We start from the raw sequence: 22279 nt of genomic DNA, 5'->3' as shown, positions 1-22279 counted from the left end.
CGTCATGCGCAGCAAACTCGTCCTGCACGCCGTCGACTCGCACACCGAGGGCATGCCCACCCGCGTGATCACCGGCGGGATCGGCACGATCCCCGGCGCGACCATGAACGAGCGGCGGCTGTACTTCCGCGAGCACCGCGACGACATCAAGCAACTCCTGATGAACGAACCGCGCGGGCACTCGGCGATGAGCGGCGCGATCCTCCAGCCGCCGACCCGCCCCGACTGCGACTGGGGTGTCGTCTACATCGAGGTCTCGGGCTATCTGCCGATGTGCGGGCACGGCACGATCGGGGTCGCGACCGTACTGGTGGAGACCGGGATGGTCGAGGTCGTCGAGCCGGTCACCACGATCCGGCTCGACACCCCCGCGGGTCTGGTCGTGGCGGAGGTCGCGGTGGAGGACGGCAGGGCGAAGAACGTCACGCTGCGGAACGTGCCGTCCTTCTCCGTCGCCCTGGACCGCGAGATCGCGCTGGCCGACGGGCGGACGGTGACGTACGACCTGGCGTACGGCGGCAACTTCTACGCCATCCTGCCGCTGGAGGAGTTCGGGCTGCCGTTCGACCGGGCCCGTAAGGACGACATCCTGAAGGCGGGGCTGTCCCTCATGGCGGCGATCAACGCCGAGGAGGAGCCCGTCCACCCGGAGGACCCGTCCATCCGCGGCTGCCATCACGTCCATCTGATCGCGCCCGGTGCGACGGCCCGGCACTCCCGGCACGCGATGGCCATCCACCCCGGCTGGTTCGACCGCTCCCCCTGCGGCACCGGCACCAGTGCGCGCATGGCCCAGTTGCACGCGCGCGGTGAACTCCCGCTGGACACCGAGTTCGTGAACGAGTCCTTCATCGGGACGCGGTTCACCGGCCGGCTCCTCGGCACCACCGAGGTCGCGGGCCGCCCCGCCGTGCTGCCCAGCTTCACCGGGCGGGCGTGGATCACCGGCACGGCCCAGTATCTGCTCGACCCGACCGACCCGTTCCCGGCGGGATTCGTCCTCTGAGCGCCGAGCGCGTCGAGGATAATGCCGGGTGCCGCGTGACATTGCACCACTAGGAGATGCCCCTCATGGCCGCCCAGCGACTCAGCACCCCCGCTCTGCCCGTCCTCGGCGGGAAGAAGAGCAGCTACCGGGAACGGGTCGCCGACGCCCTGCGGGCCGCGCTGATCGCGGGCGAGCTGCTACCGGGCCAGGTGTACTCGGCGCCCGCGCTAGCCGCCCGCTTCGGCGTCTCGGCGACCCCCGTGCGTGAGGCCATGCTCGACCTCGTCAAGGAGGGCCTGGTCGACACCGTGCCCAACAAGGGGTTCCGGGTCACCGCGGTCTCCGACAAGCAGCTCGACGAGTACACCCACATCCGCTCGCTCATCGAGGTCCCCACGATCGTGGAGCTGGCCTCCACCGCCGACCCGGTGTCCCTGGAGGCGCTGCGCCCGGCCGCCCGGGAGATCGTCCAGGCGGCGGTGTCGGGTGACCTCATCGCGTACGTCGAGGCCGACACCCGCTTCCACCTCGGCCTGCTCGCCCTCGCGGGCAACGCCCACCTGGTGGAGGTGGTCGGCGACCTCCGCAAGCGGTCACGCCTGTACGGCCTCACCCCTCTCGTGAAGTCGGGCCGCCTGCTGACCTCCGCCGAGGAGCATCTCGAACTCCTCGACGCGCTGGTCGCCCGCGACGAGGAGGCGGTGCGGGAGGTGATGACTCGGCACATCGGTCATGTGCGGGGGTTGTGGGCGGCGTCGTAGGGGCAGGGCAGTTCGGCGGGTGCAGGCCGGTGGGGGCGGGTCGCGCAGCTCCCCGCGCCCCTGGGTGGGTACGGCTGGACATCGTTGGACTGCGCCCGCCCGGCGGTGGGCGTCAGGACTTGGCGCACTCCTGCCCGTTGAGGGAGAAGTCGTACGCTGGGGCGTTCTTGCTCTGCCAGGAGGCGAGGAAGCCGAGGGAGAGCGAACCCTTCGCGGGGACCGACTTGTTGTAGTCGGCGGCGGTCGCGGTGACCTTCGCGCCGCTCTGGGTGAAGTCCGCGTCCCACATCTGCGTCACCTTCTGGCCGTCCTTGAAGGACCAGGTGACCCGCCAGTCGCTGAGGGCCTCGGCCGTGGTGACGGTGACGTCGGCCTGGAAGCCGTCGGGCCACTGGTTGACGAGGGAGTACTCGACCCGGCAGCTGGGCGTGGCGCTCTCGCTGGGCTCCGGTTCCTCGGCGCCCGCGGAGGAGGTGCCCTGGGGTTCCGGGTCGGGGTTCTTCGCGCCCGTGGACTCGGACGGGTTCCCCGTGGGCGTCCTGGAGGTCCCCGCCGAGCCGGGGGCCCGCGCAGTGACGGTGGGGAAGGAGGAGGTGGGGTTGGCCACCGGCTCGCCGTCGGTGGAGACGCCGGGCTTGGCGGCGCCGTTCTTCATGTCGTCGCCCGGCATCATCGAGACGGCGAGGGCGAGCAGGGAGACCAGGACGGCGGCGACGAGCAGCCCGTTGCGCACGGCCTTCGCCTTGTGCGCGCCGGGGTTCGGGGGCCCGCTCTCCAGGGCAGGGGGGCGCCCGGCGCCGAGGCGCACCTCCGCGGCCCGGCGGCGCCGCTCCAGATAGGCGAGACCGCCCCAGCCGATCACCCCGCCCGCGAGGGCCGCGGGCAGCCCTCCGCCGTGCAGTCGAAGGCAGGCGGCGGCCTCCGCGCACTGCCGGCATCGCGCGAGGTGGTGGGAGAGGTCGTCCGGGGTCTCACCGGACGTGGAGCGGGTGACGGCGTCCAGCAGCCGTGCGTAGCTTCGGCACTGCGCGTCCATCGGCATGTCGAGGTGGTTGCGGTGGCTGCGGTCCCGGAACAGGCCCCGTACCTGGGCGAGTTCGTCGCCGACGGTGGCGGGGTCGAGGCCGAGCCGGCGGGCCACCGTGGGCAGCGGCAGCGCCTCCACCTCGGCCAGCCACAGCAGTTCGGCGTCCGCCGCCTGCAGATCGCGCAGTCCGCGCAGGGCGATGGGGCGCTGCAGCGGGGGGCCGGTGTAGCGGGCGGCCTTGTCGGAGTTGAGCCACAGCCGCAGATCGGGGTCGAGGCGGTGGCCGAGGCCCTGCGTCTCCCAGTCGGCCGCGGTGGTGCGAACGGCCGTGAGCAGCAGGGGTATCCGGGGCAGCCGGGCCGGACGGCGGCCGGCGCCGCGGACGGCGGCCTCCGCTTCCCGGGCCTCGCGCATGCCGAGGGAGAACGCCTCCGTGGCCAGTTCGGTGGCGGCGGTGGAGCCGGCCGTGCACAGATCGGCGTACGACAGCACGGCATCCCAGCACTCCGAGAACAGCGCGGCCTCGGCGGCGTCCTGGGGGATCGGCAGGTCGGGCATGGGACTCCTGCATCCAAAGCGAGGTCAACTCGCCATACTGGCAAAGGAGTTGGGGGGAACCTCGCGGCAGGACAGGAGCCTTTCACGCCTCCCACACAACTGACAAGCAGGCTATTCAAATCGGTTACCGAGGGTTCGGTCCACTCCCCCACGGCACACTGCCGCGCGGAGTCACTTTCTCCTTGTACGGACCGGAAGCGGGAACGTATCAATCCCGCCACACAGGAACCAGCCATAACGAGAAAACAGTGCCGGTCGGGAGGAGGCCGGGCGGGATGCCTGTGCCGTGAGGGCGCACCTGCGGTCTCCGCAGGTGCGCCGCGAAGCGTCAGACCTCAACCGGCTCCGGCGTCGCCGGAAGGCTGTCCATGAAGGAGCTCACCGAGAAGACGGCACGGCCGGGTCCGGGCGGGCCGTACCCGGGGGGCGAGGAGAGACCGAAGTCGTCCATGGTCTGGCGGTAGGCCTGGAGCAGCCGGATGTGGTACTCCAGCGGCGCGCCCTGCGGGTTGGCCTTGCCGAGCGGGGTCGTCGGCTCGGGGCACCAGGTGGTGAAGCGGGGCGTGATGCCGTGCGACATGAAGAACCGCAGGCCCTCCGTCGTGGACGCGATCGCCTCGTCGACCGTCTTGAAGCCGAAGGGCTCCGCCATCTCCACGCCCGCGACGAAGTTGGGGATGACGTTGCGCGGCCCGAACACCTCCGCGGAGTCCAGGATCCGCTTGTGCCACACGTCCCGGCCGACGTACCGCTCCTTGCCCGGGCAGTACATCTTGAACAGGTACTCGTCCCACACCTCGTAGTTGGGGTGGTAGATCTGCACGCCGTAGTCCTTGAACCGCTGCACGTCGTCCTTCGGCAGCGCCTGCGCGACGACCTTGCCGATCCACCGGCCCGGGAAGTGCTCCTCGATGGCCTTGGCGTAGAGACCGTAGAAGTCGGCCTCGTCACGGCCCTGGAGCTTCGACGTGATCGCTCCGCCGGTGAGCGTGTAGGCGGTGGACACCTTCCCGGTGTCGTACCGGTCGATGATCTCCAGGGCTTCGAGGACCTCGTCGACGTCCTTGACCCCGGTGTAGGGCCGCCCGGCCGCCTTGTGCTGGCGCCAGTTGTGGTTGATGTCGCAGTACTGGCACTCCTCCTTGGCGCCGAAGTACTGGCACACCCGGAAGACGGTCAGATAGATCAGGTAGCCCCACTGGATGGTCGGGGCGACCTCCATGACGGACTTCCCACTGGAGAGCTTGTGCCGGTAGTACTCCGGCATCGGCGGCACACCCACGTCGGCGATCCGCTTGCCGTCGAGGTAGAGCCCGAGCATGCCGGAGTCATCGGCCGCCACGCGGTACGGCGAGGCGGGGTTCACCCGCACCGACACCACGGTCCGCCTCAGGTCGTACGGCCCGCCGGTGAGGATGATCTCCTCCGGCGGCCGGCGCAGCGCGGCCTCGCCCAGCTCCGGCAGTGTCCCGTGGTCGAAGGAGAAGATGAAGTACGACTTCGGCTTCACCTCACCGGACTCGTTGTCGCTGAGGGCGGACGGGTCGAAGGCCACGCCACCTCGCAGCAGGTCCTCCTTGAAGACGGCTTCCCGCGGCACCTGCGGAAACCGCTCCATCAGATCCTCGACCAGCGCGGTACGGCTGCCCATCCCGTGTCTCCTCCCGGCTCAGACGTACGACCGACTCCTCACGGTATGCCCTCGCGCCGACATCACCCGTGCCGGGTCCCCTCACGGCGCGCGATATGAGCCGGTACGGGTGTTTCGCGGGGCAGCGCCGGGTCGGGAACCGGTGCGCCCCACGCCGAGGTGAGCGGAAGCACACCCGCCCACAGCCCCAGCTCGGCGTCGGGTCCGTCCCCGTCGTCGGGCGCGCCCGTGCGGATCTTGACGGAGGCCTCGTCGAGGCGGAGGGCGAGCAGGGTGGTGGCCGCGAGTTCCTTCCGGCTCGGCCGGCGGGCGTACGACCACTGTCCGGGCGTGGCGTGTTCGGTCAGCCGGCGCAGGCCCGCCAGCTTCTCCTCCGGGTCGGTCACCTTGCGGAGCTCGCCGTGGATCATGGCGCTGCGGTAGTTGACGCCGTGTTCGAAGACGGACCGCGCGAGGACCAGCCCGTCGACGTGCGTGACCGTGACGCAGACCGGCGTGCCGCCCGCGAGACTGCGGCTGGCCACCGAGCCGTGCAGATAGAGCTGCCGCTCGTCCCGCCCGTACACCGTGGGCACGACCAGCGGCCGCCCCTCGACGACCACTCCCAGATGACAGACGAAACCGGCGTCGAGGATCGCCTCCAGGTCGGCACGGTCCAGGCTCCCCTGGTCGCGCAGGCGCCGGTGACGGGTGAGGCCGGTCTCGGGAAGCTGATCAGGAAGCATGACCAGGACGCTACTGATTCAGCGGTTCCGAGACCAGGCCCCTGCCAGGCTGGTCCTTGACGTAGTCCAAGAACAACGAAATCCGTAGCTCAGGCCGTTCGCGTCAGCTCGGCGTAGTGCACCGGACACGCGAGCCCGGCCCCGGAGACGACCCGCTCCGCCTCCTCCGCCACCGCCAGGCCCAGCCGCGCCAGTTCGTTGCCCTGCGATCCCGCCAGGTGCGGGGTGACGAAGGCGCCCGGCAGTTCGTGGAGAGGCGAGTCGGCGGGCAGCGGCTCCGGGTCGGTCACGTCGAGGACGGCGGAGAGGCGGCCGGTACGCAGCTCGTCCACGAGGGCGTCCGTGTCGACCAGGCTCCCGCGCGCGGTGTTGATCAGTACCGCCCGGTCCGGCATCAGGGCCAGCTCGCGGCGGCCGATGAGGTGCCGGGTCTCAGGGGTCTCCGGGGCGTGCACGGTGACGATCTCGGACGTGCGCAGGAGATCGTCCAGCGGCAGCAGAGGCACGCCCAGCTCCGCGGCCCCCGCCCCGTCGACGTACGGGTCGGTCAGGCTCACCGCGAGGTCGAACGGGCGCAGCAGCTCGATCACCTTCCGCCCGATCCGTGACGCCCCGATCACCCCGACCCGCCGCCCGTGGTTGCCGATGCCGGGCACGACCCCCCAGCCGGGAAAGGCCCGCTCGGCACGCATCCGCTCGCGGCGCGCGAAGACGTCCTTGCCGACGAGGAGGATCATGGCGAGCGTGTACTCGGCGACGGGCAGCGCGTTCGCCTCGGCCGCCGAGGAGACGGCGATCCCGCGCCGCCAGATCTCGGCGGTGGCGAAGCCCTTGACCGAGCCGGCCGAGTGCAGGACGGCCCGCAGCTTCGGGGCCGCGTCGAGGACCGCCGCGTCGAGGCGGGGGCAGCCCCAGCCGGTCACAAGGATCTCGGTGCGGGCCAGGACGTCGGCGAGAGCGGGGTCGGTGAAATCATCGGCCACCAGCGCGGGATCGATGTCCACGTACTCCCGCAGCCGCGCCAGCACCTCGGGCGGGAAGACGAGCGGCACGTTCTCGGCGGTCATGGCGAACAGCGCCTGGGGTCGCTCGGGCAAGGTGGTGATCCTCCAGACCTACGGAAAGGTTGTAGAAACCGCTCTCTACGGTAGGGCCCGACAAATGAGAGGGTCAACGCATACACACTTCCGGGAGGAACGACGGACATGTCGGAGACGATCACCAACTGGGCGGGGAACATCACCTACTCCGCCAGGGAACTGCACCGCCCCCACTCGCTCGACGGGGTCGCCGCCCTGGTCGCGGACAGCGCGCGAGTGCGGGTGCTGGGCAGCGGGCACTCCTTCAACGAGATCGCCGAGCCGGGCCCCGAGGGCGTCCTGCTGTCGATCGCCGACCTGCCGCCGGTGATCGACGTGGACAGCGCGGCCCGTACGGTACGGGTCTCGGGCGGCGTCCGGTACGCCGAACTGGCCCGCACGGTGTACGCCCACGGCCTCGCGCTGCCCAACATGGCCTCGCTGCCGCACATCTCGGTGGCCGGCTCGGTCGCGACCGGCACCCACGGCTCGGGCGTCGGCAACGGTCCGCTCTCCTCGGCCGTACGCGAGGTGGAGCTGGTCACGGCGGACGGCTCCGTGCTGACCGTCGGCCGCGACGACCCGCGCTTCGGCGGCGCGGTCACCTCGCTGGGCGCGCTCGGTGTCGTCACCGCGCTCACCCTGGACCTCGTGCCGTCCTTCGACGTGGAGCAGTACGTCTTCACCGAACTCCCCCTCGCCGGGCTGGACTCGGCGGCCTTCGAGACGGTCATGTCGACGGCGTACAGCGTCAGCCTGTTCACCGACTGGGGTGCGCCGGGCTTCCGGCAGGTCTGGGTGAAGCGGCGGACGGACCAGCCGCTCGCCGACTTCCCGTGGGCCGCGCCCGCCACCGAGAAGATGCACCCGGTGCCCGGGATGCCCGCGGTCAACTGCACCGAGCAGTTCGGGGTGCCGGGGCCCTGGCACGACCGACTGCCGCACTTCCGGGCCGAGTTCACGCCGAGCAGCGGAGCGGAACTCCAGTCGGAGTACCTGCTGCCGCGCGAGTACGCCGTCGAGGCGCTGCACGCGGTGGACGGCATCCGGGACACGGTCTCCGGCGTGCTCCAGATCTGCGAGGTGCGGACCGTGGCGGCCGACGAGCAGTGGCTGAGCCCCTCCTACGGCCGGGACACCGTGGCCCTGCACTTCACCTGGATCGAGGACACCGCGGCCGTCCTTCCGGTGGTGCGCCGACTGGAGGAGGCACTGGAGCCCTTCGACGCGCGGCCGCACTGGGGCAAGGTGTTCACCACGCCCACGGAGGTGCTGCGCGAGCGCTACCCGCGGCTCGGCGAGTTCCGGAAGCTGGCGCGTGAGCTGGACCCCGAGGCAAAATTCGCCAACGCCTTCGTCCGGGCCGTACTCGCCGACTGACTTTATAAAGCCCCTTTCCTAACCCCTTGTACAAAGTCCCTCGCAGCCCATAGCCTTGCGCCGCGCCGGTGCCACTGTCGTCCCGGCATGAGCGAAGGGATGGGGGCCGGCCCCGATGAAGCGCACATCACGTGACATCCGCACCGCGAACCGCTACGAGGTGTTGCGCCAGATCATCGCCGAGTCGCCCACCTCCCGGCAGGAGCTGGCCGCGGCCACCGGGCTGAGCCTGGCCACCGTCGCCACGCTCGTGGGCGAGCTGCTCGACCTCCGGATGATCACGGAGGTCGGGTTCGAGGAGTCGGCCGGCGGGCGCCCGAGGGGACTCGTGGCCGTCAACGCGTCGGGGGGCGCGTTGATCGGCGTGGACATCGCGGAGACCTACGTCCACGTCGAGCTGTTCGACCTCGCGCTGAACGTCCTGGCCCGCGCCGAGGAGGACGTCCGCCCCGGTGAGAGTCTTCCCGAGCAGGTGGTCGGCCATGTCGCCGCCGCCGTCGGCTCGGTGGTCACGCAGGCCGGGATCGAGGGCGCCCGGGTGCTGGGCGTCGGTGTGAGCGTGCCGGGGCAGGTGGACCGCGCCACCGGCATCTCGGAGTACGCCCCCAACTGGGACTGGCACGACGTGCCGCTGCTCGACCTGCTCTCCGAGTACATCGCCTACCCGCTCTACCTGGACAATCCGCTGCGTGCCGTCGCCGTGGCCGAGCTGTGGTTCGGAGCGGCGCGCGGGCGCGGGAACGCCGTGGTGGTCACCCTCGGTACCGGCGTGGGCGCCGGGCTCGTGCTGGGCGGCGCGCTGCACCGCGGTGTCTCCAACAGTGCGGGCGAGTGGGGCCACAACACGATCGTCCTGGACGGACGCCTGTGCCGCTGCGGCAACCACGGCTGTGTGGAGACGTACGTGGGCGCGCCCGGGATCATGCTGAACCTGCGGGAGCTGAGCCCCGACAGCGAGCTGCTGCACCCGGGCGACCAGACGGCGACGATCGCCGCGCTGGCCCGGGGCATGCGCACCGAGGACCCGGTGGCGGTCAAGGTCGTCCGGCACACCGCCCGCTATCTGGGCGCCTCCATCGCGCACCTGGTCAACCTGTTCAACCCCGAGGTGGTCGTGCTCAGCAGCTGGGTCGCGGCCGCCCTCGGCGAGCCCCTGGCCGAGGAGGTGCGCGAGGCCGTCGCCCGGCACGCGCTGCCCCGGCCCATGGCCGCCACCGAGATCGTCCTCTCCCCCATCCCGACGGACCCGGCATGCCTGGGCGCGGCGACGTTCGCGCTCGAAGGGGCGCTCCAGTCGGTCGGGCAGAGGTCTGCGGCAAAGCGCCCCACCCCGGCAAGAGCCAAGACGCACAACTCCCGCTAGGAGCAGTACCGCACCACCTTCATGACGACGGAAGGGATGCACGTGTCTCACCGTTCCTCTTGGCGGAGCAGGAATGGCCCGCTCTGCCGCACGCCCCGAACGGTCTTGGGCGCTCCCCCACTGCCTTAAAGGCGTGGGAGGTACCCCCAGGTCCCCGGCGTACTCGACCCCGGGGCAGCGACACGGATCCTGTCCGTGGTCCGATCCCAACTGGCCAGTTCCCTCACGACCTGGCCAGTTGGGTACGGCCAGAGGCGACGGGGAGGCCCCGAACCATCGCTCCGGTGGAGACGGGGGCCCCGCACGCTGGCGCCGTACCCGGCGTCCTAGATCGCACGATCACCGTAGCCCGAACGGCCCAGCACACCGCAAGCCCAGAAGCCGACCCTCACAGGATCGAGGTAAACCACGTGCGCGCTCCCCGGAGAGCAGCTGGCAACCCCCACCGCACGAGATCGACCCTGCTGACAGCCGCAGCCGCGTTCGCTGTCGCGGGACCGCTGATATCCGCTCCGCCCGCGTCGGCCTCCACCCCCACGGTGGCCGAAGTCTCCCCGCACGCCGCCCAGACCATCGACAACATCGGTGCCTCAGGCGCCTGGTGGGTCAACGACCTGAAGAACTTCGACCCGAAGGTCCAGGTCAAAGTCTCCCAGCTGCTCTTCTCCCAGGACGGCCTGGCGCTGAGCAGTTACCGCTACAACATCGGCGGTGGCGGCACCGGCGTGACCTACGCGCCGCGCGCCCCCGAGGACTTCCTGAAGGACGACGGGTCGTACGACTGGAGCAAGGACAAGGCGGGCCGTACGTTCCTGTACGCGGCCGCCAAGTACGGCGTCAAGGACCTGATCGCCTTCGTCAACAGCGCGCCGGCGCAGTGGAAGACCAACGCCAAGAGCTGCGGCGGCTACCTGAAGTCGGAGAACACGCGGGACTACGCCGAGTACGTCGCGGACGTGACCGACCACTTCGCCAAGCAGGGCGTGCGGTTCGACTACATCAGCCCCTTCAACGAGCCGACCAACAGCTTCGCCGACTGCGGCCAGGAGGGCATGCTGGTACCGGTCGACCAACGCGACGACATCGTGCGGGCGTTGGGCGCCGAGCAGCAGGCCCGCGGCCGGCGGACCGGCATCATCGCGGACGAGTCCAGCAGCACGGTCGGCTTCAACACCGAGGTCCCGCAGTGGATCTCGCAGCCGGGCACCGCCCAGTACGTCGACAAGCTCGCCCACCACACCTACAACAACCCGGGCGACGACCAGCGGGCGAAGGTCTACGAGACGTCCCGGTCGGTCGGCAAGCAGTCCTGGTCCACGGAGATCTGCTGCTTCGGCAACGGCGGCACGGGCTGGGCGCAGGAGTACGACCCCACGATCGACGGCGGCCTGAACCTCTCGAGGATCATCTACAAGGACTTCGCGACCGCGCACGACTCGGCGTTCCAGTGGTGGGTCGCCCTGTCGGAGATGATCGGCTCCGACCCCCTCGCGAAGAACTCCGAGGGCTGGAACGACGGCCTGATCTACTACGACCCGAACTACGCCACCAACGGCAACCAGACGCTGTACTACACCAAGCGCTACTACGCGCTCGGCCAGTACAGCAAGTTCGTCCGGCCGGGCTCGGTCGCCCACAACGTGACCGGCGTCCCGGACGGCGTCGAGGTGTCGACGTACGACGACCACGGCAAGTGGGTCGCCGTGGTCAACAACCACAACACCACCGACACCGCCCTGCGGTTGCACTTCAACAGCAAGACGCCGGTGCGCGCGAGCAAGGCCGTGCGAACCTCGGCGACCGAGAGCTGGGCGAACGTCACCAAACCGACCGTCAAGGGCGGCACAGCCTCGGCGACCCTGCCTGCCCGGTCCATCACGACGTACGTCCTCGACCAGAAGGGCCGCGGCTCTTCCGCGGTCACGGGCGCGCTGGCGGGCAAGCAGTCCGGCAAGTGCCTGACCGCGGACGCCTCCGGGGCGGTGATCAGCACCTGCACCGGCGGAGCCGAGCAGGTGTGGTCGTACGACGCGAAGGGCCGCCTGAAGGGCGTGAACGGCTATCTGACCGCGGGGAGTTCGGGGCTCACGACGAGCCCCGTGGCGACCCGTGACGGCAGTCAGCAATGGCTGCTGAACTCCAACGGCCAAGTCGTCGGCGAGGCGTCGGGCACCTGCCTGGACGTCGGCGGACAGGCGACGGCCGACGGCAGCAAGGTCGGCCTGTGGTCCTGCAACGGCGGGACCAACCAGGCCTGGTCCAAGCAGTAACACCTCACCTCCGCAAGGGGGTTGCGGGCCGCTGGTGCGGCGGCCCGCGACCCCGAGGTGTCCGGTATCCCGAACGTTGCACAACGCTTCGAGCAGACTTCGTCCAACCCCTTGCCGAAGCCTTAGCCGAAGGTTAACGTCCCGCACCGCAGGTCCATTTGAGCCACCTGGCACTGAGCCGCAGAGCCAAGGCACAGAGCCGCAGCCGTATTCGAGACAAGGACGTCAGCATGTCGGCAATGAGCAGCACCAACTGGAACCGTCGTAACGTCATGAAGGCCGCGATGGGTCTGGCCGCCGCCGGCGGACTGGCCGCGTGCGGCGGCAACACCGGCCGGGGCGGGAGCGGGGGTTCGGGCCCGCAGCTCACCCAGTACTTCCACGCCTACGGCGAGGCCGGCACGGAGCAGGCCATCAAGCGGTACGCGGCGGCCTATGACAAGGCCAACGTGAGCACCAACTGGATCACGGGCAACAACTTCGAGTCCGCGCTCTTCGCGGCCCTGCTCAGCGGCAAGGCGCCCGACGTCTTCGAGTTCCACCCGCAGCTTCAGCTGGTCAAGAGCGGTCAGGTGGCGGACCTGACCGACCTCATCGACCCGGTCAAGGACGACTTCAACCCGAACGACATCAAGTCCCACACGGTCGACGGGAAGATCTACGGGATCCGGATGATCGACGACCCGCAGTTCTTCTTCTACCGCAAGTCGATGCTGGAAAAGGCCAAGATCGACGTCCCGACCACCCTCGACGAGCTGATCGAGGCCGCAGCCAAGCTCACCACCAGCAAGGTCAAGGGCCTCTTCCTCGGCAACGACCTCAGCGCGATCCAGAACCCCATCATCTGGTCCGCCGGCGCCGACACCATCAACGAGAAGAACGAGATCGCTTACCACACGGACGGCGTCGCCGGCGGCCTCAAGCAGCTGCGCGGACTGTTCACCAGCGGCGACCTGCTCCTCGACGCCCCGGCCGACTGGTGGGACCCGTCCGCGCTGAACCAGGGCCTGACCGCCATCCAGTGGTGCGGCATGTGGGCGATGCCCGCGATGGAGAAGGCGCTCGGCGACGACATCGGCATCTTCCCGTTCCCGAAGATCGGCAGCGCCGGCAAGCAGTCCGTGTACAACGGCGGCTGGTCGATCTTCGTCAACGCCAAGAGCAAGAACGTCGACGCGGCCAAGGAGTACGTCAAGTGGCTGTGGATCGACCAGAAGAAGTACCAGGAGGACTGGGCCACCTCGTACGGCTTCCACATCCCGCCGCGCACCTCGATAGCCAACGGCGCCACCAAGCTCAAGTCCGGCCTGGCCGCCGAGGGCGTCAAGCTCTTCACCGACTACGGCCACTTCGACAACATCGCCTACGACCAGACGATGCAGACCGCTTTCGCCGACGTGATCGCGTCCTCCGTCCGTAAGAACGGCAGCCCCGAGGCCGCGCTCGACACCTGCGACAAGAAGGTCAACGTCGAACTCAAGAAGCTGTTCGGTTAGGCCTCAGGGAAAACCACGACATGTCGACCACCACCACACCCGGGGTCGCCCAGCCCGCTCCGGCCAAGGCCTCCCCGGCCCGGCCGAGGCGGGCCCTCGGGGGCAACCCGACGTTCAACTTCTGGCTGTTCACCGGCCCGTTCCTCATCGGCCTGACGATCTTCGTCTTCGTGCCGATCGTCTGGTCGGTCTGGCTCAGCTTCTTCGACGCCCGCTACACCGTCACGCCGAGTCATTTCATCGGCTTCGACAACTACAAGCAGATCCTCACCAACAGCGGCTTCCCCGGCTCCCTGTTGACGTTCACGGTGTTCGCCGCGTTCATCGTGCCGACCACCTGGGCGCTGTCCCTGGGGCTCGCGATGCTGGTGCACCGGCTGCGGTTCATGCGGGCGTTCTTCCGGTCGGTGTTCTTCCTGCCGACCGCCGTCTCCTACGTCGCCGCCGCCCTGATCTGGAAGATGTCCATCTTCAGCGGCGTCCGCTTCGGGCTGGCCAACACCGTCCTGAGCTGGTTCGGCGCCGATAACGTCGCCTGGGTGTCCAACCCGTCGCCGCCCTGGTACTGGCTGGTCATCGTGACCCTGCGGCTGTGGATCCAGGCCGGCTTCTACATGATCCTCTTCCTGGCGGCGCTGCAGAACATCCCGCCGGAGCTGTACGAGGCCGCCGCCATCGACGGTGCCAAGCCGGGCTGGCAGACCTTCCGGCACATCACGCTGCCCCAGCTGCGGGCCACCTCGACCGCCGTGATCCTGCTCCTGCTCATCGCCGCCTACCAGGCCTTCGACGAGTTCTTCAACATCATCGGGCAGAAGGCTACCTGGGCCCAGACACCCCTCATGGTGCTGTACAAAGCGGCTCTCGGAACAAGCCAGGACTACGGCGCCGGCAGCGCGGGCGCGGTCATCCTGTCACTGCTCATCTGTATCGTCACGCTGGCTCAGGGCAAGATCATGGGCTTCGGAGGAGGGGAGGACAAGTGACCGTCACCACACCAGTCGCCGGCAAGAATCGCAAGAAGCGCGGGGGCGTCCTCGGCAACACCGGTCTGTACATCGCCGTCAGTGTCGCCGCCCTCCTCTTCCTGGTCCCCTTCTATCTGATCCTGCGCAACTCGCTCTCCACCGATCTGGAGATCACGGGCGAGAACTGGAAGCTGTTGCCCTCCTTCCAGTGGGGCAACATCACCGAGCTCTTCGACGACCCGACCGTCGAGTTCGGCAAGTCCCTGTGGAACTCCCTGGTGATCGCCGTCCTGAGCACGCTCGGCACCCTACTGGTCTGCTCCATGGCCGGATACGGCCTCGCCCGCATCCCCTACAAGCACGCCAACAAGGTCTTCTACCTGGTCCTGGCGACCCTGATGGTCCCCACGGCCGTCACCTTCGTGCCCAGCTTCGTGCTGGTCTCCTCCCTCGGCTGGGTCGACACATACCGCGGCATGATCATCCCGGGTCTCTTCAGCGGTTTCACCTGCTTCCTCTTCCGCCAGTACTTCCTCGGGTTCCCGAAGGAGCTGGAGGAGGCGGCACGCGTGGACGGGCTCGGTTACTGGGGCGCATACTGGCGGATCGTGGTGCCCAACTCGCTGAACTTCTTCGCGGCGATCGCCACGATCACCTTCATCAGCGCCTGGAACTCCTTCCTGTGGCCGTTGGTCATCGGCCAGGACCCGAGCTCCTGGACCGTCCAGGTCGCGCTGTCCTCCTTCATGACCAACCAGACCGTCAACTTCCACCTGATCTTCATGGCCACGGCCATTTCGATCCTGCCCCTGGTGTTCGTGTTCCTCTTCCTCCAGCGCTGGCTGGTCCAGGGAATCGCGCAGACCGGCATCAAGGGCTGACACCTCTCTCTCAGGACCTGGAGACCGATGTCTTTCCGCACCTCCCCCACTCTCGACTGCGCTCGAGCGGGGGGACCCCCATGCGCTTTCGACTACGTCGAGGACGTATCACCGGGCAGCGGGGCCCTCCCGCCCCGCGCCTGGTACGCGTCCTCGGACGCGAAGGCCCTGCCCCTCGACGGCGCCTGGCGCTTCCGGCTGTCGGCGACCGCCGACGCCGAGGACGACTCCTTCGCCGAGGAGGGATACGACGCCGCCGGCTGGGCCGAGGTCACGGTCCCCGGGCACTGGGTCCTCCAGGGCGACGGAGCCTTCGGGCTGCCGATCTACACCAACCACCTCTATCCCTTCCCGGTGGACCCGCCGCACGTCCCCACCGAGAACCCGACCGGCGACCACCTGCGCGTCTTCGACCTCCCGGAGGACTGGCCCTCGGACGGCGGCGCCGTCATCCGCTTCGACGGTGTCGAGTCCTGCGCCCGTGTGTGGCTCAACGGCACGGACATCGGCGAGTTCAAGGGCTCCCGGCTCGCGCACGAGTTCGCCGTGGGCCACCTGCTGAAGCCGAAGGGCAACGTCCTCGCGGTCCGCGTGCACCAGTGGTCGGCCGGCTCCTACCTGGAGGACCAGGACCAGTGGTGGCTGCCGGGCATCTTCCGTGAGGTGACCCTGCTGCACCGCCCGGCGGGCGGTGTCCTGGACTTCTTCGTGCACGCCTCCTACGACCACCTCACGGGCGAGGGCACCCTGCGTGTCGACTCCGACGTCGACGGGCGGGTACTGGTGCCCGCCCTCGACATCGATGTCGCGACCGGTGAGTCCGCGACGGCCCTGGTGGCCCCGTGGAGCGCCGAGAGCCCCCGGCTCTACGACGGCGAGCTGGTCACCGAGGGCGAGCGGGTACCGCTGCGCGTCGGCTTCCGTACGGTCGTCCTCGAAGACGGTCTGATCAAGGTCAACGGGAAGGCCGTCCTGTTCAAGGGCGTCAACCGGCACGAGTGGCACCCGGAAAAGGGCCGCACCCTCGACCTGGAGACCATGCGCGAGGACGTGCTGCTGATGAAGCGGCACAACATCAACGCCGTGCGCACCTCGCACTACCCGCCGCACCCGGCCTTCCTGGACCTGTGCGACGAGTACGGCCTGTGGGTCATCGACGAGTGCGACCTGGAGACCCACGGCTTCACCGAGCAGGACTGGCGGGACAACCCCGTCGACGACGACCGCTGGACCCCGGCCCTCCTGGACCGCGCGGCCCGTATGGTCGAGCGGGACAAGAACCACCCCTCGATCGTCTTCTGGTCGCTGGGCAACGAGGCCGGCACCGGCCGCGGTCTCACCGCCATGGCCGAGTGGATCCACGGCCGGGACTCCTCGCGCCTGGTGCACTACGAGGGCGACTGGAACTGCCGGGACACCGACGTGTACTCGCGCATGTACGCCTTCCACGGCGAGGTCGAGCAGATCGGCAAGCGGCTGGACGGCGGCACGCTGGGGCGCCGCGAGCTGCCGTTCATCCAGTGCGAGTACGGCCACGCCATGGGCAACGGCCCCGGCGGTCTCTCGGACTACCAGGAGCTCTTCGAGAAGTACGACCGTCTCCAGGGCGGCTTCATCTGGGAGTGGATCGACCACGGCGTCCAGCACGCCGAGCTCGGTTACGCCTACGGCGGCGACTTCGGCGAGGAGCTGCACGACGGCAACTTCGTCTGCGACGGCCTGATCTTCCCGGACCGCACGCCCTCCCCCGGCCTGATCGAGTACAAGAAGGTCATCGAGCCGGTCCGCATCGAGGGCGCCGAGGGCACCGTACGCGTCACCAACAAGTACGACTTCGCGGACCTGTCCCAGCTGGACTTCCAGTGGTCGTACCAGGTGGACGGCGAGACGGTCGAGGCGGGCACGCTCGCGGTGCCAGCGCTGGCCCCGAGTGAGTCGGCGGACCTGAAGCTGCCGGAGCCGCCCGCGCACGAGAGCGCGGAGGCGCAGTGGACGGTACGGGCGCTGCTGGCGTCCGACACGGCCTGGGCGCCGAAGGGTCATGTCGTCGCGTGGGGCCAGCTCCCGGCGTCTTCGCCGGTACGGCCCTCCGTCGCGGCCACCGGCCGGCCGGCGCGCGACGAGAAGCTGATCACCCTGGGCCCGGCGTCCTTCGACGGCCGTACCGGCGCACTCAAGGCGATCGGCGGGGTCGCCGTCGAGAGCCCGCGGCTGGACGTCTGGCGGGCGACGACCGACAACGACGAGGGCACGGAGTGGAACTCCGGCATCCAGTACAGCGCGCTGTGGCGCACGCTGGGCCTGCACCGGATGCGGCACCGCCTGTCCTCGGTGGAGGTCGGCGAGGACGCGCTGACGGTCCGCACCCGAGTGGCGCCCGCGGCCCGCGAGGTGGGCCTGGGTGTGGTCTACCGCTGGACCTCGGACGGCTCGCGGCTTGGCCTGACGGTGTCCGTCAGCCCCGACGGTGAGTGGACGCAGCCGCTGCCGCGGCTCGGCATCCGGCTCGGACTGTCCGAGGCCGACCAGGTCAGGTGGTTCGGCGGCGGCCCCGGCGAGGCTTACCCGGACACCCGGAAGGCCTCCATGGTCGGGCGCTGGAACGCGACCGTGGACGAGCTGCAGACGCCGTATCTGCGCCCGCAGGAGAACGGCGCCCGCGCCGACGTCCGCTGGGTGGAGCTCGGCGGGCTGCGGATCGAGGGCGACCCGGAGTTCTCCTTCACCGCGCGGCGCTGGACGACCGAGCAGCTGGACGCGGCTTCGCATCTGACGGATCTGCGGGCCGGTGACACGGTGTGGGTCAACCTCGACCACGGCCACCACGGTGTGGGCTCGCAGTCCTGCGGTCCGGGTCCGCTGCCGCAGTACCACCTGCGAGCCGAGCCGGCGGAGTTCTCGTTCGTCTTCTCGGTGCTCTCCCGGTGACCTCCCAGTGATCGATTAGTCCAATTCACAGGTGGATTAATCCATTGCCAGTGTGATCGGGATTCTGCGACGGTCATGGTGTGCCCGCGGCCGGTCGGCTTCTCAGCCGACCGGCCGCAACCCGTTTCGCGCAAGGGAGTTCACACCGTGAGAGGAAGCATCGAGGTCCGCGGTCTCTCGCGCACCTTCCACACCACCGTCCGCCGCCCCGGCCTCGCCGGCACTCTGCGCTCCCTGGTCAACCCGGAGCGGGTCGCCAAGCACGCCGTCTCGGACATCACCTTCGACGTGGCGCCCGGCGAACTCCTCGCCCTGCTCGGCCCGAACGGCGCCGGCAAGTCCACCACCATCAAGATGCTCACCGGCATCCTCACGCCCACCTCCGGCGAGGCCCGGGTGGCGGGCGTGGTGCCGTACGAGGATCGCGAACGCAACGCCCGTAACATCGGCGCGGTGTTCGGGCAGCGCACCCAGCTGTGGTGGGACCTGCCGGTGCGCGAGTCGTTCTCGATCCTCCGGGACATCTACGAGGTGCCGAAGGCCGAACACGCCGCGCGCCTCAAGGAGTTCGACGACATCCTGGAACTGTCCACGTTCTGGGACACCCGGGTCCGCCATCTCTCCCTCGGCCAACGCGTGCGCTGCGATCTGGCCGCCGCGCTGCTGCACGACCCGCCGGTCGTCTTCCTCGACGAGCCGACCATCGGCATGGACGTGGTGGTCAAGGAGCAGGTGCGGGAGTTCCTGCGCCACCAGGTCGAGGAGCGCGGCCGTACGGTCCTGCTGACCACCCACGACATGACCGAGGTCGAGCGGCTCGCCGAGCGGGTCGTCCTGATCAACCACGGCCGGCTCGTCCTCGACGGTTCGCTCGACGAGATCCGCCGCAAGTTCGGCTCCACCTGGCAGGTCCGCGCCACCCTGGCCGACGCGCACACGGACGTCGTCCCGCTGCCGGGGATCGCGGTGCTGCGCAAGGAGGGCCCGCAGGTCGTGTTCGGCCCCGAGAGCCCCGACGGACCGGACGCCCCGACCGTGCACCAGGCCCTGAAGGCGGTCATCGAGCGGTACGAGGTGACGGGCGTCGCCATAGACGAGGCCGACCTCGAAGACGTGATGCGGGCGGCCTACGTCCACGCCGAGCCCGCGACCGGGGCGGTCTGACATGGCCGTCCTGCACGCCTGGCGCGCCGCCCGGGTCACCCCGCTCGGCGAGCTGCACGCACCGCCCAGGATGACGGCCGTCCTGGTCCGGCTGGCCGTCCAGGTGGTCCTGGTGGCCTCCCTGTGGCACGGCCTGTACTCCCACACCGGCACCACCGCGGGCCTCGCGGAGGGCCAGGCCGTCACGTACGCCGTGCTGGCCGTACTCGCCTCCCGCCTGCGGGAGTTGGACCAGTACGCGGGCCGGGACACCGTGCTCCAGCACATGCACTTCGGCACGATCGTCTACTGGTATCTGCGCCCGCTGCCGCCCCAGCGCTACCACGCCCTGCGCGCCCTCGGCGAGCAGCTGTACGGCTTCGCGTGGGCGCTCGGCGGCTATCTGGTCTGTCTGGCGGCAGGGGTGGTGGATCCGCCCAGGTCGGCAGCCGTGGCCGGGGTGTTCGCGCTGAGCCTGCTGCTCGGCCAGTGCGTCCTGTACTTCGTGATGCTGACGCTGGACCAGCTGTGTTTCTGGACGGTACGCAACACCGCGGCGATGCTGATCCTGCTCTTCGCGCAGAACCTGCTGTCAGGGGTGTACGCGCCGCTGTGGTTCTTCCCTGACTGGTTCATCACGCTGAGCCAATTCCTCCCGTTCCAGGCCACGTTGAGCGTGCCGCTGTCCTTGTACATCGGCCGCATCCCGCTGTCGGACGCCTGGGGACAGCTGGCGATCCAGGCGTTCTGGGTCGTGGCGCTCGCCGTGTTCACCCGTTTCCTGTGGCGGCGGGCCGCCCGTCGTGTCATCTCCCAAGGAGGCTGAGGCCAGTGAACGGCATGCGGATCGCGTGGCGCGTCACGCGTCTCAACTTCCGTGCGCAGCTCGAGTACCGCACGGAGTTCCTGCTGATGATCGCGATCGGTGCGATCTGGCAGGTGTCGGTGATCGTGTTCGCCACCGTGCTGCTGACCCGGTTCACCGGGATGGGCGGCTGGGACAGTTCGGAGGTCCTGCTGATCCCGGCGACGAGGATGCTCGCCCACGGACTGTTCGTCCTGTTGCTGGGCCGGGTGCACGGCTCGGGCCGGCAGATCCAGGAGGGCAGGATCGACATCTACCTGACGCGCCCGATGCCGGTGTACCGCCAGCTCCAGCTGGAGTACTTCCCCACCAACGCGATCGGCGACCTGACGGTCGCGGTCGGCCTGATGGTCGGCGCACTCAGCCGCAGCCGGCTGGACTGGACACCGGGCCGCGTCTCCTACCTGATCGCGGCCGTGATCGGCGGCATGCTCCTGGAGGCGGCCCTGTTCACCGCGATCACCTGCGCGGGCCTGCGTTTCCCGGCCGCGGACTACTGGAGCCGCTGGCTGGAGGAACTCCTCGGCACCTTCGGCAGCTACCCCCTCAACGTCCTCCCGAAGGCGGTCGGCGGCCTCCTCACCTACGGCCTCCCCCTCGCCTTCGTCGCGTACTTCCCGGCGGCGGTCCTGACCGGCCACGGCCACGACACGGGCGTCCCGTACTGGCTGGCGGCGGTGTCACCCCTGCTGGGCGTGGTGGCGTACCTGGGGTCGCGGGTGCTGTGGCGGTGGAGTCTTCGGCACTATTCCGGGGTGAACGGGTGAGTCCCATGGCCGTGACAGGTGGGGCCTGCTGAGCGGTCGTCGGGTCAGGAACGCCGGATCGGGGTGAACAGGGCGGCGCCCGCGACGAGTACGCACGCGGCGCCCGCCATCAGACCCACCGGAGCCGTGCCCTGGTGGGCCGCCGCCCAGGTCAGGACGGCCGCGCCGATCGGGGCGGCTGAGTAGTGGAGGGTCCAGAAGGCGGAGGTGACGCGACCCAGGAGGGGTTCCGGTGTCACCTCCTGGCGCAGGGACATCGAGCAGGTGCCCGCCATGCCGCCGCACGCGAGGAAGACCGCGCTCAGCGCCGCGACGACCGGCACGTAACGGGCCCAGCCGATCCCGGCGAACGCGAGCCCGCACAACGCGACCGAGCCGGTCCAGACCGCGCCGAAACCGAGCCGTCGGCGTACCCGGGCCACCAGCAGCGCCCCGGCGATGGTGCCGAGCGCGCCGACGGCCATGACGGCGCCGACCGTGCCGTCGTCGTGGCCCAGGTCGTGCTTGAGGTGGTAGATGACCAGGTCGTTGAGGCCGAGAGTGAGGAAGCTGAAGACGAACAGCAGCACGGTGAGCGAGCGCAGCACGGGATGTCCGCGCAGGAAGTCCACTCCGGTGCGCAGGTCCCGCCACAGGCCGGTGCGTTCGGGCGCCTCGGCGGGGCGGGCGCGGAACCGCACGAAGAGCGTGCACAGCGCCGACACCCCGAAGCTCGCCGCGTCCACGCCGACCGCGGTGGCGGGCCCGGTCCAGGCCGCCACCACTCCCGCGCACACCGGTCCCAGTACCCCGGCTGCCGCAGCCGTCGCGTTCAACCGGCCGTTGGCCTCCGTGAGTCGACCGGTTCCGACGAGACTCCGTACGACGGTGACGTACCCGACGGCGAACAGCATGCCGACCGCCTCACACAGCGGGAGGACGACGTACAACAGCCAGACATGCGGCCCCGCCAGCCACACCAGCGGGATCACCCCGTACAGCACCATGCGTACGAGGTCGCAGCCGATGAGCAGCCGACGCCGGTCGACCCTGTCCACCACCACGCCCGCGAACACGGCGGCGACGACCGAGGCGGCACCACCGACCGCCGTCAGCAGTCCCATCCGGGCAAGGGAGCCGGTGGTCTCGAGTACCAGCAGGGGCAGGGCGATCAGGGCGAAGGAGTCACCGAGGACGGAGAGGGTCTGCGCGGCCCAGAAGACGGCGAAGTCGCGTTGCCAACACAGGGGGCGCGAACTGGCCTGCGGGGAAAGGGAGCTGTCGGTCCGGTCGTACCGCCAAGCCTCTTTCGCCATGCCCCTCCCCGGTGCCCCGGCCACCTTAGGACCACCGGTCGCGACTCCCAAGCGAATTACCACCCCACCCCCTGGAGTACCGCCGCCCCTTCGCCATCGCTATGCGAGACTTCACCCACAACATCACCTGGAAG

At 69.6% G+C, this 22279-nt stretch carries 17 protein-coding genes; 12 read left to right on the top strand and 5 right to left on the bottom strand.

Annotated features, from left to right (window positions below; all coding sequences use genetic code 11):
- The first annotated feature begins 4 nt into the window (after positions 1–4).
- Both ABZT06_RS05840 and ABZT06_RS05835 read left to right on the top strand, forming a co-directional pair.
- Complete coding sequence (locus tag ABZT06_RS05840) at positions 5–1006, top strand: proline racemase family protein (protein ID WP_355735363.1); 1002 nt, start codon at positions 5–7, stop codon at positions 1004–1006.
- Between the two features lie 65 nt (positions 1007–1071).
- Positions 1072–1749 carry a GntR family transcriptional regulator gene (locus ABZT06_RS05835; protein ID WP_355735360.1) on the top strand — a complete coding sequence of 226 codons (678 nt, stop codon included), beginning with the start codon at positions 1072–1074 and terminating at the stop codon, positions 1747–1749.
- Between the two features lie 112 nt (positions 1750–1861).
- Here ABZT06_RS05835 and ABZT06_RS05830 read toward each other — a convergent pair whose 3' ends face one another.
- The 4 genes from ABZT06_RS05830 to ABZT06_RS05815 all read right to left on the bottom strand — a co-directional run bounded on the left by ABZT06_RS05830 (position 1862) and on the right by ABZT06_RS05815 (position 6807).
- Entirely contained in the window at positions 1862–3334 is a 1473-nt protein-coding gene (locus ABZT06_RS05830) for a cellulose binding domain-containing protein (protein WP_355735357.1), read from the bottom strand.
- Positions 3335–3662: 328 nt separating this feature from the next.
- Positions 3663–4985 carry a radical SAM protein gene (locus ABZT06_RS05825; RefSeq protein ID WP_355735355.1) on the bottom strand — a complete coding sequence of 441 codons (1323 nt, stop codon included), beginning with the start codon at positions 4983–4985 and terminating at the stop codon, positions 3663–3665.
- A gap of 62 nt (positions 4986–5047) precedes the next feature.
- Complete coding sequence (locus ABZT06_RS05820; protein WP_355735352.1) at positions 5048–5710, bottom strand: pyridoxamine 5'-phosphate oxidase family protein; 663 nt, start codon at positions 5708–5710, stop codon at positions 5048–5050.
- 89 nt (positions 5711–5799) lie between these two features.
- Complete coding sequence (locus tag ABZT06_RS05815; protein WP_355735351.1) at positions 5800–6807, bottom strand: hydroxyacid dehydrogenase; 1008 nt, start codon at positions 6805–6807, stop codon at positions 5800–5802.
- Between the two features lie 108 nt (positions 6808–6915).
- Between ABZT06_RS05815 and ABZT06_RS05810 the strand changes: the two genes are divergently transcribed.
- The 10 genes from ABZT06_RS05810 (at position 6916) to ABZT06_RS05765 (ending at position 20850) form a co-directional block, all read left to right on the top strand.
- Positions 6916–8169 (top strand): FAD-binding protein, encoded by a 1254-nt coding sequence (locus ABZT06_RS05810; protein WP_355735350.1) that lies wholly within the window; start codon positions 6916–6918, stop codon positions 8167–8169.
- Between the two features lie 115 nt (positions 8170–8284).
- On the top strand, positions 8285–9532 hold the full coding sequence (locus ABZT06_RS05805) for an ROK family transcriptional regulator (protein WP_355735347.1): 1248 nt from the start codon (positions 8285–8287) through the stop codon (positions 9530–9532).
- 410 nt (positions 9533–9942) lie between these two features.
- The gene (locus ABZT06_RS05800) at positions 9943–11802 is read left to right on the top strand and encodes a glycoside hydrolase (protein WP_355735344.1); all 1860 of its coding nucleotides are present in this window, start codon (positions 9943–9945) and stop codon (positions 11800–11802) included.
- A gap of 230 nt (positions 11803–12032) precedes the next feature.
- Positions 12033–13298 (top strand): sugar ABC transporter substrate-binding protein, encoded by a 1266-nt coding sequence (locus ABZT06_RS05795; RefSeq protein ID WP_355735341.1) that lies wholly within the window; start codon positions 12033–12035, stop codon positions 13296–13298.
- A 20-nt stretch (positions 13299–13318) separates the two neighbouring features.
- Positions 13319–14284: a sugar ABC transporter permease gene (locus ABZT06_RS05790; protein WP_355735339.1), complete on the top strand. Its 966-nt coding sequence runs from the start codon at positions 13319–13321 to the stop codon at positions 14282–14284.
- Positions 14281–15147 carry a carbohydrate ABC transporter permease gene (locus ABZT06_RS05785; RefSeq protein WP_355735336.1) on the top strand — a complete coding sequence of 289 codons (867 nt, stop codon included), beginning with the start codon at positions 14281–14283 and terminating at the stop codon, positions 15145–15147. Before ABZT06_RS05790 ends, ABZT06_RS05785 begins: the two co-directional genes overlap by 4 nt.
- Positions 15148–15174: 27 nt before the next feature.
- Positions 15175–18075: a glycoside hydrolase family 2 TIM barrel-domain containing protein gene (locus ABZT06_RS05780; RefSeq protein WP_355735333.1), complete on the top strand. Its 2901-nt coding sequence runs from the start codon at positions 15175–15177 to the stop codon at positions 18073–18075.
- Between the two features lie 147 nt (positions 18076–18222).
- On the top strand, positions 18223–19239 hold the full coding sequence (locus ABZT06_RS05775) for an ATP-binding cassette domain-containing protein (RefSeq protein ID WP_355735330.1): 1017 nt from the start codon (positions 18223–18225) through the stop codon (positions 19237–19239).
- Position 19240: 1 nt separating this feature from the next.
- The gene (locus ABZT06_RS05770; RefSeq protein WP_355735328.1) at positions 19241–20044 is read left to right on the top strand and encodes an ABC-2 family transporter protein; all 804 of its coding nucleotides are present in this window, start codon (positions 19241–19243) and stop codon (positions 20042–20044) included.
- 5 nt (positions 20045–20049) lie between these two features.
- Positions 20050–20850: an ABC-2 family transporter protein gene (locus tag ABZT06_RS05765; protein WP_355735325.1), complete on the top strand. Its 801-nt coding sequence runs from the start codon at positions 20050–20052 to the stop codon at positions 20848–20850.
- Positions 20851–20894: 44 nt separating this feature from the next.
- Here ABZT06_RS05765 and ABZT06_RS05760 read toward each other — a convergent pair whose 3' ends face one another.
- Complete coding sequence (locus tag ABZT06_RS05760; protein WP_355735322.1) at positions 20895–22145, bottom strand: MFS transporter; 1251 nt, start codon at positions 22143–22145, stop codon at positions 20895–20897.
- Positions 22146–22279: the final 134 nt, after the last annotated feature.

Source organism: Streptomyces sp. NPDC005483 (genome assembly GCF_040606035.1).
GTDB lineage: Bacteria > Actinomycetota > Actinomycetes > Streptomycetales > Streptomycetaceae > Streptomyces.
The sequence above is the reverse complement of the archived record's forward strand: the minus strand, read 5'-3'. Positions and strand labels throughout refer to the sequence as shown.

What these genes read in the sequence shown, in the direction of transcription:
- ABZT06_RS05840 (WP_355735363.1), top strand. Translation starts at nt 5, where the DNA reads ATGCGCAGCAAACTCGTCCTGCACGCCGTCGACTCGCACACCGAGGGC.
- ABZT06_RS05835 (WP_355735360.1), top strand. Translation starts at nt 1,072, where the DNA reads ATGGCCGCCCAGCGACTCAGCACCCCCGCTCTGCCCGTCCTCGGCGGG.
- ABZT06_RS05830 (WP_355735357.1), bottom strand. Translation starts at nt 3,334, where the DNA reads ATGCCCGACCTGCCGATCCCCCAGGACGCCGCCGAGGCCGCGCTGTTC.
- ABZT06_RS05825 (WP_355735355.1), bottom strand. Translation starts at nt 4,985, where the DNA reads ATGGGCAGCCGTACCGCGCTGGTCGAGGATCTGATGGAGCGGTTTCCG.
- ABZT06_RS05820 (WP_355735352.1), bottom strand. Translation starts at nt 5,710, where the DNA reads ATGCTTCCTGATCAGCTTCCCGAGACCGGCCTCACCCGTCACCGGCGC.
- ABZT06_RS05810 (WP_355735350.1), top strand. Translation starts at nt 6,916, where the DNA reads ATGTCGGAGACGATCACCAACTGGGCGGGGAACATCACCTACTCCGCC.
- ABZT06_RS05805 (WP_355735347.1), top strand. Translation starts at nt 8,285, where the DNA reads ATGAAGCGCACATCACGTGACATCCGCACCGCGAACCGCTACGAGGTG.
- ABZT06_RS05795 (WP_355735341.1), top strand. Translation starts at nt 12,033, where the DNA reads ATGTCGGCAATGAGCAGCACCAACTGGAACCGTCGTAACGTCATGAAG.
- ABZT06_RS05790 (WP_355735339.1), top strand. Translation starts at nt 13,319, where the DNA reads ATGTCGACCACCACCACACCCGGGGTCGCCCAGCCCGCTCCGGCCAAG.
- ABZT06_RS05780 (WP_355735333.1), top strand. Translation starts at nt 15,175, where the DNA reads ATGTCTTTCCGCACCTCCCCCACTCTCGACTGCGCTCGAGCGGGGGGA.
- ABZT06_RS05770 (WP_355735328.1), top strand. Translation starts at nt 19,241, where the DNA reads ATGGCCGTCCTGCACGCCTGGCGCGCCGCCCGGGTCACCCCGCTCGGC.
- ABZT06_RS05760 (WP_355735322.1), bottom strand. Translation starts at nt 22,145, where the DNA reads ATGGCGAAAGAGGCTTGGCGGTACGACCGGACCGACAGCTCCCTTTCC.